The sequence below is a fragment of the Streptomyces auratus genome (genome assembly GCF_050433025.1).
Taxonomy (GTDB): Bacteria; Actinomycetota; Actinomycetes; order Streptomycetales; family Streptomycetaceae; genus Streptomyces; species Streptomyces sioyaensis.
Map to the genome: position 1 here is coordinate 3886617 of NZ_JBNGCB010000001.1, position 13364 is coordinate 3899980.

Here is a 13364-nt window from a genome sequence, read left to right on the forward strand (position 1 = left end):
TGACGGGTAGCCACACATCCGGGGGTCCCGGCGCCGGCTGCCGCCGTACGGGCGCGGACGCCGGCCCCAGAAGGCGGGAGCCCGCGCACCCCAGCCCGGCATGACGGGGCGCCAGGGGCATGCTGGCAGCCCCGCGCTACGGCAGCAGCCCGTGCGACGGGAACACCGCGCGGCGGGTGGCCAGCACCGCCTGGTCCAGCCGGTCGGCCGGGTCGTAGCCGTCGTCGACGAAGTCCCGCCACTGCGGCGTACGCCCGTCCGTCATCCGGTGCGGGGCCAACTGCCGGGTCCTGCGGAAAACTTCGTGCCGCCAGTGCTCCGGCACCATCGAGGCCGGGTCGATCGGCCGGCCCGCCGCGATCGCCGCCAGATGCGTCCAGCTGCGCGGCACCACGTCCACCACCGCATAGCCGCCGCCACCGAGCGCGACCCACCGGCCGTCCGCATACTGGTGCGCCAGGTCGTGGCAGGCCTCGGCCACCGCACGCTGGGCGTCCAGACTCACCGCCAGATGCGCCAGCGGATCCTCGAAGTGGGTGTCCGCGCCGTGCTGCGTCACGATCACCTGCGGCCGGAATGCCGCCAGCAGCTCCGGCACCACGGCATGGAAGGCCCGCAGCCAGCCCTCGTCGCCGGTCCCGGCCGGCAGCGCCACATTCGCCGCGGTGCCCTCCGCGCCCTCGCCGCCGGTCTCCTCCGGCCAGCCGGTCTGCGGGAAGAGCGTCCGCGGATGCTCGTGCAGCGAGATCGTCAGGACCCGCGGGTCCTCCCAGAACGTCGCCTGCACCCCGTCGCCGTGGTGGACGTCGACATCCACGTACGCGACCCGCTCGGCGCCCAGCTCCAGCAGTCGGGCGATCGCCAGCGAGGCATCGTTGTAGATGCAGAATCCGGACGCGCCGCCCGGCATCCCATGGTGCAGCCCGCCGGCGAAGTTCACCGCATGCGCCGCATCCCCGCGCCAGACTGCCTCCGCCGCGCCGACCGACTGCCCGGCGATCAGCGCGGACGCCTCGTGCATCCCTGCGAACGCCGGATCGTCGGCCGTGCCCAGCCCGTACGAGAGGTCTGCGGCAGTGGGGTCCGCCGAGGCCCGGCGGACCGCCGCGATGTAGTCCTCACGGTGCACCAGCCGCAGGGTGGAGTCCCCGGCCGGCTTGGCCGCGACCACCTCCAACGGCCCCCGGTCGAGCTCGAACGCCTCCACCAGACGCATGGTCAGCGCAAGCCGGACCGGGTCCATCGGATGCCCGGACCCGAAGTCGTAGCCCGTTACTGCCTCATCCCACATCAGCTGTGCGCGGCCGCTCATGTCCGTCACCGTATAGGGCCTTCGGCGCCCCGAACGAACGGGCATACACCAACGTCACCAGCACCAGGGCCATCGGTACGAGCATCGCCCCCCGATAGCTCCAGGCATCACCGAGGGCGCCCACCAACGGAGAGCCGATCAAAAAGCCCACATAGTTGAAAATATTCAGCCGCGCGACGGCCGTGTCCGAGGCCCCCGGACCGTGCTTCTCGAACGCGCACCGCCCCGCCGCGGCGAACGTCTGCGGCACGATCACACACAGCCCCAGCCCCAACAGGGTGAAGCCCGCCATCCCGGCCCACGGCCCGGGCGCCGCGGCCACCACCGCGAAACCGCCCGCCGCGACCACCGTCCCGCACCGCACCACCGCCACCGCCCCGAACCGGCGCACCCCCAGGTCCCCCACCACCCGCCCGAGCAGCGTGGTGACCATATAGACGTTGTACGGGACGGTGGAGAGCTGCTCCGAGCTCCCCAGGACGTCCTGCAGATACTTGGCGCTCCAGTTGGAGACGGTCGAGTCCCCGATATACGCAAACGCCATCACCAGGCACAGCGGCAACATCAGCCGCATCGCCAGCGGGACGGCGGCCGCTCCGGCTCCCTCCCCCGCTTGCGGCTGCTCCCGGTCCACGAACCACCGGCCCACGAGCAGTGCCAGCGGCAGCAGCACCGCCACCACCGGCCCGTACAACAACGTCAACGAGAGCTGCCAGTGCGCCCCCGCCCAGGCCAGCGAAGCCCCCACGATGCCACCCAGGCTGTACGCGGCATGGAACCCGAGCATGATGCTGCGCCCGTACGCCCGCTGCAGGCTCACCCCGAGCATGTTCATCGAGGCGTCCAGGGCACCCACCGACAGCCCGAACACCGCCAGCGCCACCGCCACCTGAGCCGTCGTGCCGACCGACCCGACACCCAGCAGCGCCAGGCACACCACGGGCTGCACACACCGCAGCACCCGGCCGGCCGGCACCCGCTTCACCAGCTGCTCCGTGACGACGCTGCCGACGCCCGCCAGGACGGGCACCGCCGCCAGGAACGCCGGCAGCAGCGCATCCGATATCCCGTACCGGTCCTGGATCGCGGGTATGCGGGTCACAAGGAGGGCGAAGACCGCGCCCTGGACGAAGAAGCTGAGGGCGAGCGAGATCCGGCCGTGCCGCAGTTGCGCTTCTGGTACCCGAGGGGCCGTCATGGCCGCTCAGCCTAGAACTCGCCCCTACCACTGGGTAGATGGATCACCGCACCAATTCGGCGGGGTGGCTGCCGGCCGGCACGCCTATCGCAACAGCTCCGGCAGCTCCGCCATCCGGCCGAACAGCACGGTGCCTCCGGCCTCCGTCAGCTTCTCCGGCGAGGTCATCGCGGTGAACCCGTAGACGTCCATCCCCGCGGCGACCGCGGCCCGCACCCCCAACGGGCTGTCCTCGACCACCGCACACCGCTCTGGCGCCACGCCCATCTCCCGGGCCGCATGCAGAAAAAGATCCGGCGCCGGCTTCCCCCGCCCCACGTCCTGCGCACTGAAGACACGCCCCGCCGGGAACCACCGGTCCAGGCCCGTCTTCCGGTGCCCCACGCTGATCCGCTCATGGCTGCCGGAGGAACCGACACAGTACGGAACGCCGTCCGCGTCCAGCTTCTCCAGCACCTCGGTCACCCCGGGCACCGGCCGCAGCTCCCGTTCGAACGCCTCGAAGACCCGGCCGTGGAAAACGTCGTCGAAGTCCTCGGGCAGCCGCCGGCCCGTACGCTCCAGGACGAGCTCGTGAATACGGTGCATCGCCGACCCCATGTAGTCGCGTATCGATTCCTCGTACGACGTGGGATGCCCGAGCTCGGTCAGATAGCCGGCCAGGATGGTGTTGGAGAGGGATTCACTGTCGACGAGCACACCATCGTTGTCGAAAATGATCAGGTCGTATCGCATGCCCCGACCTTAAGCACATTCCCCGGACCCGCAGGCAGATCGCAGGCGCATGGCACAAATTCTGTCCCGGATTCTGTCCTGGAACGCAGAAAAGCCCCGCACCATTACGGTGCGGGGCTTTCCCACAATGATTGTTCGGCGGCGTCCTACTCTCCCACAGGGTCCCCCCTGCAGTACCATCGGCGCGGAAAGGCTTAGCTTCCGGGTTCGGAATGTAACCGGGCGTTTCCCTAACGCTATGACCACCGAAACACTATGAAGATGACAACCCGGCAATGACACAGGTCGTTACTTCAGAACCTACACAGTGGACGCGAGCAACTGAGGACAAGCCCTCGGCCTATTAGTACCAGTCAACTCCACACCTTACGGCGCTTCCATATCTGGCCTATCAACCCAGTCGTCTACTGGGAGCCTTAACCCCTCAAGGGGGAGGGAGTCCTCATCTCGAAGCAGGCTTCCCGCTTAGATGCTTTCAGCGGTTATCCTTTCCGAACGTAGCCAACCAGCCATGCCCTTGGCAGGACAACTGGCACACCAGAGGTTCGTCCGTCCCGGTCCTCTCGTACTAGGGACAGCCCTTCTCAAGACTCCTACGCGCACAGCGGATAGGGACCGAACTGTCTCACGACGTTCTAAACCCAGCTCGCGTACCGCTTTAATGGGCGAACAGCCCAACCCTTGGGACCGACTCCAGCCCCAGGATGCGACGAGCCGACATCGAGGTGCCAAACCATCCCGTCGATATGGACTCTTGGGGAAGATCAGCCTGTTATCCCCGGGGTACCTTTTATCCGTTGAGCGACGGCGCTTCCACAAGCCACCGCCGGATCACTAGTCCCTACTTTCGTACCTGCTCGACCCGTCAGTCTCACAGTCAAGCTCCCTTGTGCACTTACACTCAACACCTGATTGCCAACCAGGCTGAGGGAACCTTTGGGCGCCTCCGTTACTCTTTAGGAGGCAACCGCCCCAGTTAAACTACCCACCAGACACTGTCCCTGATCCGGATCACGGACCCAGGTTAGACATCCAGCACGACCAGAGTGGTATTTCAACAATGACTCCACAACCACTGGCGTGGCCGCTTCAAAGTCTCCCACCTATCCTACACAAGCCGAACCGAACACCAATATCAAGCTATAGTAAAGGTCCCGGGGTCTTTCCGTCCTGCTGCGCGAAACGAGCATCTTTACTCGTAATGCAATTTCACCGGGCCTATGGTTGAGACAGTCGAGAAGTCGTTACGCCATTCGTGCAGGTCGGAACTTACCCGACAAGGAATTTCGCTACCTTAGGATGGTTATAGTTACCACCGCCGTTTACTGGCGCTTAAGTTCTCAGCTTCGCCATGACGAATCATGACTAACCGGTCCCCTTAACGTTCCAGCACCGGGCAGGCGTCAGTCCGTATACATCGCCTTACGGCTTCGCACGGACCTGTGTTTTTAGTAAACAGTCGCTTCTCGCTGGTCTCTGCGGCCACCCCCAGCTCAGAGAGCAAGTCTCATCACCGGAAATGGCCCCCCTTCTCCCGAAGTTACGGGGGCATTTTGCCGAGTTCCTTAACCATAGTTCACCCGAACGCCTCGGTATTCTCTACCTGACCACCTGAGTCGGTTTAGGGTACGGGCCGCCATGAAACTCGCTAGAGGCTTTTCTCGACAGCATAGGATCATCCACTTCACCACAATCGGCTCGGCATCAGGTCTCAGCCTTAACGTGTGACGGATTTACCTACCACACGGCCTACACCCTTACCCCGGGACAACCACCGCCCGGGCTGGACTACCTTCCTGCGTCACCCCATCGCTTACCTACTACCACCTTGGATCGGCGGCTCCACCACGTCCCTTTGTCCGAAGACTCCAGGCCGGCTTCACGGCCTTAGCATTAATGGATTCGATACTGGGCGTTTCAAAGCGGGTACCGGAATATCAACCGGTTGTCCATCGACTACGCCTGTCGGCCTCGCCTTAGGTCCCGACTTACCCTGGGCAGATCAGCTTGACCCAGGAACCCTTAGTCAATCGGCGCACACGTTTCCCACGTGTGTATCGCTACTCATGCCTGCATTCTCACTCGTGAACCGTCCACAACTCGCTTCCGCGGCTGCTTCACCCGGCACACGACGCTCCCCTACCCATCACGATCCCCGTTGGGGGTAATATCGCAATGACACGACTTCGGCGGTGTGCTTGAGCCCCGCTACATTGTCGGCGCGGAATCACTTGACCAGTGAGCTATTACGCACTCTTTCAAGGGTGGCTGCTTCTAAGCCAACCTCCTGGTTGTCTCTGCGACTCCACATCCTTTCCCACTTAGCACACGCTTAGGGGCCTTAGTCGATGCTCTGGGCTGTTTCCCTCTCGACCATGGAGCTTATCCCCCACAGTCTCACTGCCGCGCTCTCACTTACCGGCATTCGGAGTTTGGCTAAGGTCAGTAACCCGGTAGGGCCCATCGCCTATCCAGTGCTCTACCTCCGGCAAGAAACACACGACGCTGCACCTAAATGCATTTCGGGGAGAACCAGCTATCACGGAGTTTGATTGGCCTTTCACCCCTAACCACAGGTCATCCCCCAGGTTTTCAACCCTGGTGGGTTCGGTCCTCCACGAAGTCTTACCTCCGCTTCAACCTGCCCATGGCTAGATCACTCCGCTTCGGGTCTTGGGCACGCTACTCAACGCCCTATTCGGACTCGCTTTCGCTACGGCTTCCCCACACGGGTTAACCTCGCAACATACCGCAAACTCGCAGGCTCATTCTTCAAAAGGCACGCAGTCACGACTGCATGTGCAAGCACACACAGCGACGCTCCCACGGCTTGTAGGCACACGGTTTCAGGTACTATTTCACTCCGCTCCCGCGGTACTTTTCACCATTCCCTCACGGTACTATCCGCTATCGGTCACCAGGGAATATTTAGGCTTAACGGGTGGTCCCGCCAGATTCACACGGGATTTCTCGGGCCCCGTGCTACTTGGGTGTCTCTCAAACGAGCCGCTAATGTTTCAGCTACGGGGGTCTTACCCTCTACGCCGGACCTTTCGCATGTCCTTCGCCTACATCAACGGTTTCTGACTCGTCCTGTTGCCGGCAGACAACAGAAGAGAGATCCCACAACCCCAACCACGCAACCCCTGCCGGGTATCACACGTGACTGGTTTGGCCTCATCCGGTTTCGCTCGCCACTACTCCCGGAATCACGGTTGTTTTCTCTTCCTGCGGGTACTGAGATGTTTCACTTCCCCGCGTTCCCTCCACACTGCCTATGTGTTCAGCAGCGGGTGACAGCCCATGACGACTGCCGGGTTTCCCCATTCGGACACCCCCGGATCAAAGCTTGGTTGACAGCTCCCCGGGGCCTATCGTGGCCTCCCACGTCCTTCATCGGTTCCTGGTGCCAAGGCATCCACCGTGCGCCCTTAAAAACTTGGCCACAGATGCTCGCGTCCACTGTGCAGTTCTCAAGCAACGACCAGCCACCCGTCACAACCCGCTCACGCAGATCTTCACCGGGGCCGGCATCGCGAAGGGCGAGCAACGCTCGCACCCTCAGATACCCAACAGCGTGCCCGACCCGACCAGTTGAAGACTCACGTTCCACGCCGAAGCAGTACTGATGATTCCAACCGACCGTGCCGAATAGTCAACGTTCCACCCATGAGCAACCAGCATCAGACATTCGCTGATGTACTGGCCTCTGACCCGGACAAGTCCGAGTAAGAAGTGCTCCTTAGAAAGGAGGTGATCCAGCCGCACCTTCCGGTACGGCTACCTTGTTACGACTTCGTCCCAATCGCCAGTCCCACCTTCGACGATTCCCTCCCACAAGGGGTTGGGCCACCGGCTTCGGGTGTTACCGACTTTCGTGACGTGACGGGCGGTGTGTACAAGGCCCGGGAACGTATTCACCGCAGCAATGCTGATCTGCGATTACTAGCAACTCCGACTTCATGGGGTCGAGTTGCAGACCCCAATCCGAACTGAGACCGGCTTTTTGAGATTCGCTCCACCTCGCGGTATCGCAGCTCATTGTACCGGCCATTGTAGCACGTGTGCAGCCCAAGACATAAGGGGCATGATGACTTGACGTCGTCCCCACCTTCCTCCGAGTTGACCCCGGCAGTCTCCTGTGAGTCCCCATCACCCCGAAGGGCATGCTGGCAACACAGAACAAGGGTTGCGCTCGTTGCGGGACTTAACCCAACATCTCACGACACGAGCTGACGACAGCCATGCACCACCTGTACACCGACCACAAGGGGGACCCTGTCTCCAGGGTTTTCCGGTGTATGTCAAGCCTTGGTAAGGTTCTTCGCGTTGCGTCGAATTAAGCCACATGCTCCGCTGCTTGTGCGGGCCCCCGTCAATTCCTTTGAGTTTTAGCCTTGCGGCCGTACTCCCCAGGCGGGGAACTTAATGCGTTAGCTGCGGCACGGACGACGTGGAATGTCGCCCACACCTAGTTCCCAACGTTTACGGCGTGGACTACCAGGGTATCTAATCCTGTTCGCTCCCCACGCTTTCGCTCCTCAGCGTCAGTATCGGCCCAGAGATCCGCCTTCGCCACCGGTGTTCCTCCTGATATCTGCGCATTTCACCGCTACACCAGGAATTCCGATCTCCCCTACCGAACTCTAGCCTGCCCGTATCGAATGCAGACCCGGGGTTAAGCCCCGGGCTTTCACATCCGACGTGACAAGCCGCCTACGAGCTCTTTACGCCCAATAATTCCGGACAACGCTTGCGCCCTACGTATTACCGCGGCTGCTGGCACGTAGTTAGCCGGCGCTTCTTCTGCAGGTACCGTCACTTTCGCTTCTTCCCTGCTGAAAGAGGTTTACAACCCGAAGGCCGTCATCCCTCACGCGGCGTCGCTGCATCAGGCTTTCGCCCATTGTGCAATATTCCCCACTGCTGCCTCCCGTAGGAGTCTGGGCCGTGTCTCAGTCCCAGTGTGGCCGGTCGCCCTCTCAGGCCGGCTACCCGTCGTCGCCTTGGTAGGCCATCACCCCACCAACAAGCTGATAGGCCGCGGGCTCATCCTTCACCGCCGGAGCTTTCCACACACAGACCATGCGGTCGTGTGTCATATCCGGTATTAGACCCCGTTTCCAGGGCTTGTCCCAGAGTGAAGGGCAGATTGCCCACGTGTTACTCACCCGTTCGCCACTAATCCACCCCGAAGGGCTTCATCGTTCGACTTGCATGTGTTAAGCACGCCGCCAGCGTTCGTCCTGAGCCAGGATCAAACTCTCCGTGAATGTTTACCCGTAATCGGGTGAAACACACACGAGAAGAGTGGAACGACCAGACGGAATAGGTCCGGTCGTTCACAGCGTCCTCGCTGTGTGTGCCATCCGCACCGCATGGGCGGGATGGACTTTCAAAGGAACCTCATCCACCGAGGTGGACGGGGTATCAACATATCTGGCGTTGACTTTTGGCACGCTGTTGAGTTCTCAAGGAACGGACGCTTCCTTTGTGCCTGTTTCACCAGGCTCTCCGGGCGCTTCCCTTCGGTCTTGCGTTTTCGACTCTATCAGATCCTTGCGGGCCCGATTTTCGCCGGTGCATTTCCGCCTTTCGGCTTCTTCGCGTTTCCAACCTTACCAGATCCGTTTCCGTGTCCGGCGCCCTGTTGGAGCGGGCTAGGCCGTTTGGCTTTCGCTTTTCGGCCTTTCCGACTCTATCAGATCCGTTTCGTTCCGTTGCCGGTCCGAATTTGTTTCCGATTCCCCGTCGGAGGGGGGTCCCGCCGTGGTGCGGCTATTTGGCTGCCGCGCCTTTCGGCGTGATCACTACTTTAGCGGAATTCCTCGCTGACGCATAATCACGTCACGGTCCGAATTTCGGCATGCCGAAATAGGTCCCGTTGAGGGGCCGTGCAGTAGTGGTGTGCCGCGAAGCGGCGGGATGGCCACCGCAGAACCGTTCCGGCTCTGTGGCAACTCGGAGAACACTACGGATGGGGCAGGACCGTGTCAACTCGCGTCAGTCAAGGTCACTCAGACGCCCGTCGGCGTCCGGCTGAGCGTCCTCGACACGCCGCAGCAGACGGGTCAGCACCTGGCCGAGGAGTTGACGCTCCTCGCTGCTGAGGTCCTGGAGGAGGTCCTCCTCGAAGACCGATGCCAGGCGCATCGCCTCGAGCCACTTCTCGCGGCCCTCGTCGGTCAGCTCGACGATGACGCGGACGCGGTTGGCCTCGTCGCGCTCCCGGGTGACCAGACCCTCGCTCGCCATGCGGTCGATGCGGTGGGTCATGGCGGCCGGCGTGAGGCCGAGGCGTTTGGCGAGCTCGCCGGGGCCCAGTTGGTAGGGGGCTCCGGAGACGACGAGGGCCTTGAGGACCTCCCACTCGGCGTTGCTCAGGCCGAGGGTGGCGGTCTGCCGTCCATAGGCGACGTTCATCCGGCGGTTGAGGCGCTGAAGTGCGGAGACGACCTGCTCCACCTGGGGGTCGAGGTCCTGGAATTCGCGCTGGTAGGCAGCGATCTGTTCCTTGAGGCTCGGCTCGGCTGCGTCGGCGGCCGCATCGGAGGGCTCAGACATGCGGCGCAGTATGACATGGAAGTCATTGGCGTTGAAGTTCTTCGGCGTGTACTCTTTAGCTTCGAACTTTAGAGTTGAAGTCTTCAGGGTGAGACTGTCCGGTCTCGCCCTGTCGCCTGTCGCAGCTCGCCGGTTCGTACCCCTTATCCGTCTGATGACCTGACCTAGGTAGGTGAGTGTGACCACCGCGATGGGCGCCGCGTTGCGCCGGATCCAGCTCGGGAACGCGCTGAGCGCGTTCGGCAACGGCTTCACCGTTCCGTATCTGTACGTCTATGTGGCGAAGGTGCGGGATCTTGGTGCGAATACGGCCGGGGTGGTGCTGGCGATGCTGGCGGTGGCCGCACTCGTCGTTCTGCCGCTGACCGGCCGTGCCATCGACCGGCGCGGGCCGCTGCCGGTGGCCGTCATCGGGACGGTCTCGGCCGCCATCGGTGCCCTGGGGCTGGGGCTCTCCGCCACTGAACCGCTGGTCGTGGCGTCGGCCATTGCGCTCGGCGCCGGCATCGCGGTCATTCAGCCGGCGCTCGCGACGATGATCGTGTGGTGCTCCACGACGGTGACCCGGTCGCGGGCGTTCGCCACCCAGTTCTTCCTGAACAACCTGGGACTGGGCGTCGGTGGGCTGGTCGGCGGGCTGCTGGTCGACGAGTCGCATCCCGCCAGCTTCGTGCGGCTGTTCGCGATAGAGGCCGTGATGTTCCTGGTGCTCGGTGCGGCGGTGGCGAGCGTACGGCTGCCGCGGACGCCGAAGGTGGAGGACGCCGTCCCCACCGAGGAGCGGGCCAAGGGTGCCTGGCGGGCGATGTTCGCCGACCGGCGGATGGTGTGGCTGTGCGTGCTGGGGTTCGTGCTGTTCTTCGCCTGCTACGGACAGTTCGAGTCGGGGCTGGCCGCGTATGCGACCGAGGTCACCCGGATTCCGCCGTCGAGCCTGGGAATTGCGCTGGCGGCCAATACAGCAGCGATCGTCGCGGCGCAGTTCGTGGTGCTCAAGCTGGTCGAGCGGCGGCGGCGCAGCCGGGTGATGGCGCTGGTCGGGATGGTCTGGACGGTGGCGTGGCTGGCGGCCGGTCTGTCCGGGCTGGTGCACGGCGCGCAGGTCGTGGCGACAACGCTGCTGATCTCGACGTATGCGCTGTTCGGTATAGGTGAGTCGATGCTGTCGCCGACGGTGGCCCCGCTGGTGGCCGATCTGGCGCCGGCTTCCCTGATAGGCCAGTACAACTCGGCGTTTGCCCTGGTCAAGCAGCTGGCGCTGGCAGTTGGGCCGGCAGTGGGGGCCTTGATGGTGGGCCACGGGATGTACGGCGCGTACATCGCGATGCTGGTGGTGTGTGCGCTGGGGATCACCGCGCTGTCGTTGTGGCTGGGGCGGATGCTGCGGCCGGGGCAGGACAATCCGCACCGGGCGGTGGCCGCGGTGCCCGCGCCTCGTGCGGAGGTGACCGAGTCGGTGGAAACGGCCGGATCGGTGGAGACGACCGGATCGGTGGCCGCGGCCGTATGAGGCCGGGCGAGGCGGGGCGGGGCGCTGAGGTGCCCCGCCCCGCCTTTCGCGTACCCGTAGTGGCTGGCCCGCCTTGCGCGTATCCGTAGCGGCGATCCGCCCTGATCAGCCGGCTGCCGGACCGTGCGCCTGGCCGTGCGGCAGGGCGAATTCGCACCAGACGGCCTTGCCGCCGCCCGGGGTGCGGCGGGAGCCCCAGGACGAGGCGATGGTGGCGACGATGGAGATGCCCCGACCGGCCTCGTCGGCAGGTTCGGCGCGGCGGCGGCGCGGCAGATGGTCGTCGCCGTCGGTGACCTCGACGATCAGACGGCGGTCCGTGCGCCGCAGGCGGAGCCGCATGGGCGGGGTGCCGTGCTGGAGGGAGTTGGCGACCAGTTCGCTGGCGGCCAGCACGCCGAGGTCGTGCAGCTCGGGTGAGAAGCGCCAGGAGGCGAGGACGCCGGAGGCGAAGGCGCGGGCGCGCGGGGCCGCTTCGGTGCCGCCGTGGAGTTCGAGGGCGGCGTTGTGGAACAGCTCGGCGTCGTGGCCCGTCCGGGCCGGGTGCTGGAGGACGAGGATGGCGACGTCGTCGTCGTGCGCGGCAGTGATGCCCAGGGAGCGCAGCAGGCGGTCGCAGACGATGTCGGGGGCGCCGGCGGCACCGGCGAAGGCGCGCTCCAGGGCCTCGACGCCGTCGTCGATGTCCTTGTCACGGCGCTCCACCAGGCCGTCGGTGTAGAGGACGGCGCTGCTTCCGGGGCCGAGCGGGACGGAGCCCGAGGTGTGCAGCCAGCCGCCGGTGCCCAGCGGCGGTCCGGTGGGCTCGGCGGCCCGGCGGACCGTGCCGTCCGGGTCGCGGACGAGGATGGGCAGATGGCCGGCCGAGGAGTAGACCAGCCGGCCCTCGTTGGGGTCGTGGACGGCGTAGACGCAGGTGGCGATCTGGCTGGCGTCGATCTCGGCGGCCAGGCCGTCCAGGAGCTGGATGACCTCGTGGGGCGGGAGGTCGAGGCGGGCGTAGGCGCGGACGGCGGTGCGCAGCTGGCCCATGACGGCGGCGGCGCGCACCCCGCGGCCCATGACATCGCCGATGACCAGGGCCGTACGGCCGGCGCCGAGGGTGATGACGTCGTACCAGTCGCCGCCGACCGCGGCGTCCGTGCCGCCGGGCTGGTAAGTGGCGGCCACCCTCAGGTCGTCGGGCTGCTCCAGTTCCTGGGGCAGCAGGGAGCGCTGGAGGGTGACCGCGGCCTCGCGCTGGCGGGCCTCGCTGGCGCGCAGCCGCTCGGCGGACTCGATCTGGTCGGTGACCTCGGCGCCGAAGACCAGGACGCCCTTGTGCGGGGCGATGCAGGCGATCTCGGGATCGGGCGCCGGGCCGCTCGCCGCGACCTCGATCGGGGTGCAGGTGAAGGTGTAGTAGGCGTCGCGGGAGCGGTCGCCACCCGGGCCGGCAGGGACCTTGCGGGACTTGACCGTGCGCGGTCTGCCGCTGCGCAGGACCTGGTCCATCAGGGGCAGCAGGCCCAGTTCGTCGAGCTCGGGGAGGGCTTCGCGGGCGGTGTGGCCGGCCGGCCGGGGGCCGAAGACGTGGGCGTAGGCGCCGTTGACGTAGGCGAGGCGGTGCTCGGGACCGTAGACGACGGCGACGAGGGCGGGGATGGAGCCGAGGATGCCGTGGACGGACAGGGCGTCGACGGTGGGCGGCAGGGCCTCCGGGCCGAGGTCCCGGGAGGGCGCCGGATCGGCGCGCTCGGCGCGGGCGGCGGGGACCGAGCCGGTGGTGGCGCCCGTGGGCGCGGCCGGTGTGTCGTCCGGCGCCGCGGGTCCGGCGGACGGCGCCGCGGCGGACGGGGCGGCCGGCGGACCGGATGCGGGGTGCGGGGCGGCGCGGTCGGAGCGTGCGGCGGCGCGCCGCTGTGTGCCGGGGAGTTTGGCGCTCCAGCGCGTGAAGATCACGGAGGGGTACCTCTTACTTCGCGTTGTCGCGCGGGATCGGGCCGTCGGCAGGGTGGAGCCTCCCGGCCGGGGGCCGGGGGAGGGTCGGCTGGGGGCACTCTCGG

General features: G+C 65.3%; 6 protein-coding genes and 3 rRNA genes. 1 reads left to right on the top strand and 8 read right to left on the bottom strand.

Going from position 1 to position 13364, the window contains the following annotated elements; translation table 11 throughout:
- Positions 1-136: 136 nt before the first annotated feature.
- The 7 genes from BKA18_RS16855 to BKA18_RS16885 form a co-directional block, all read right to left on the bottom strand.
- Entirely contained in the window at positions 137-1312 is a 1176-nt protein-coding gene (locus tag BKA18_RS16855) for an acetoin utilization protein AcuC (RefSeq protein WP_366048213.1), read from the bottom strand.
- A complete protein-coding gene (locus BKA18_RS16860) occupies positions 1281-2510 on the bottom strand; it encodes an MFS transporter (RefSeq protein ID WP_366048211.1) in 1230 nt (409 codons plus the stop codon). Before BKA18_RS16860 ends, BKA18_RS16855 begins: the two co-directional genes overlap by 32 nt.
- Before the next feature lie 84 nt (positions 2511-2594).
- Positions 2595-3245 (bottom strand): HAD family hydrolase, encoded by a 651-nt coding sequence (locus tag BKA18_RS16865; RefSeq protein WP_366048210.1) that lies wholly within the window; start codon positions 3243-3245, stop codon positions 2595-2597.
- A 133-nt stretch (positions 3246-3378) separates the two neighbouring features.
- Positions 3379-3495 (bottom strand): 5S ribosomal RNA (gene rrf, locus BKA18_RS16870).
- A 73-nt stretch (positions 3496-3568) separates the two neighbouring features.
- Positions 3569-6690: ribosomal RNA gene (locus BKA18_RS16875) — 23S ribosomal RNA — on the bottom strand.
- Between the two features lie 301 nt (positions 6691-6991).
- Positions 6992-8518: ribosomal RNA gene (locus BKA18_RS16880) — 16S ribosomal RNA — on the bottom strand.
- Together the 16S, 23S and 5S rRNA genes form the textbook arrangement of a ribosomal RNA operon.
- A 730-nt stretch (positions 8519-9248) precedes the next feature.
- A complete protein-coding gene (locus BKA18_RS16885) occupies positions 9249-9809 on the bottom strand; it encodes a MarR family winged helix-turn-helix transcriptional regulator (protein ID WP_006604735.1) in 561 nt (186 codons plus the stop codon).
- A 178-nt stretch (positions 9810-9987) separates the two neighbouring features.
- On the opposite strand from BKA18_RS16885, the gene BKA18_RS16890 reads away from it, so the two are divergent.
- Positions 9988-11319, top strand: a complete 1332-nt coding sequence (locus BKA18_RS16890; RefSeq protein WP_366047073.1) for an MFS transporter — start codon at positions 9988-9990, stop codon at positions 11317-11319.
- Positions 11320-11424: 105 nt separating this feature from the next.
- Here the strand turns inward: BKA18_RS16890 and BKA18_RS16895 are convergent, their stop codons facing one another.
- The gene (locus BKA18_RS16895) at positions 11425-13260 is read right to left on the bottom strand and encodes an ATP-binding SpoIIE family protein phosphatase (protein ID WP_366047063.1); all 1836 of its coding nucleotides are present in this window, start codon (positions 13258-13260) and stop codon (positions 11425-11427) included.
- Positions 13261-13364: the final 104 nt, after the last annotated feature.

Bases quoted from the DNA above. Each gene is read 5' to 3' on its own strand.
- BKA18_RS16855 (WP_366048213.1), bottom strand. From the start codon at position 1,312: ATGAGCGGCCGCGCACAGCTGATGTGGGATGAGGCAGTAACGGGCTAC.
- BKA18_RS16865 (WP_366048210.1), bottom strand. From the start codon at position 3,245: ATGCGATACGACCTGATCATTTTCGACAACGATGGTGTGCTCGTCGAC.
- BKA18_RS16885 (WP_006604735.1), bottom strand. From the start codon at position 9,809: ATGTCTGAGCCCTCCGATGCGGCCGCCGACGCAGCCGAGCCGAGCCTC.
- BKA18_RS16860 (WP_366048211.1), bottom strand. From the start codon at position 2,510: ATGACGGCCCCTCGGGTACCAGAAGCGCAACTGCGGCACGGCCGGATC.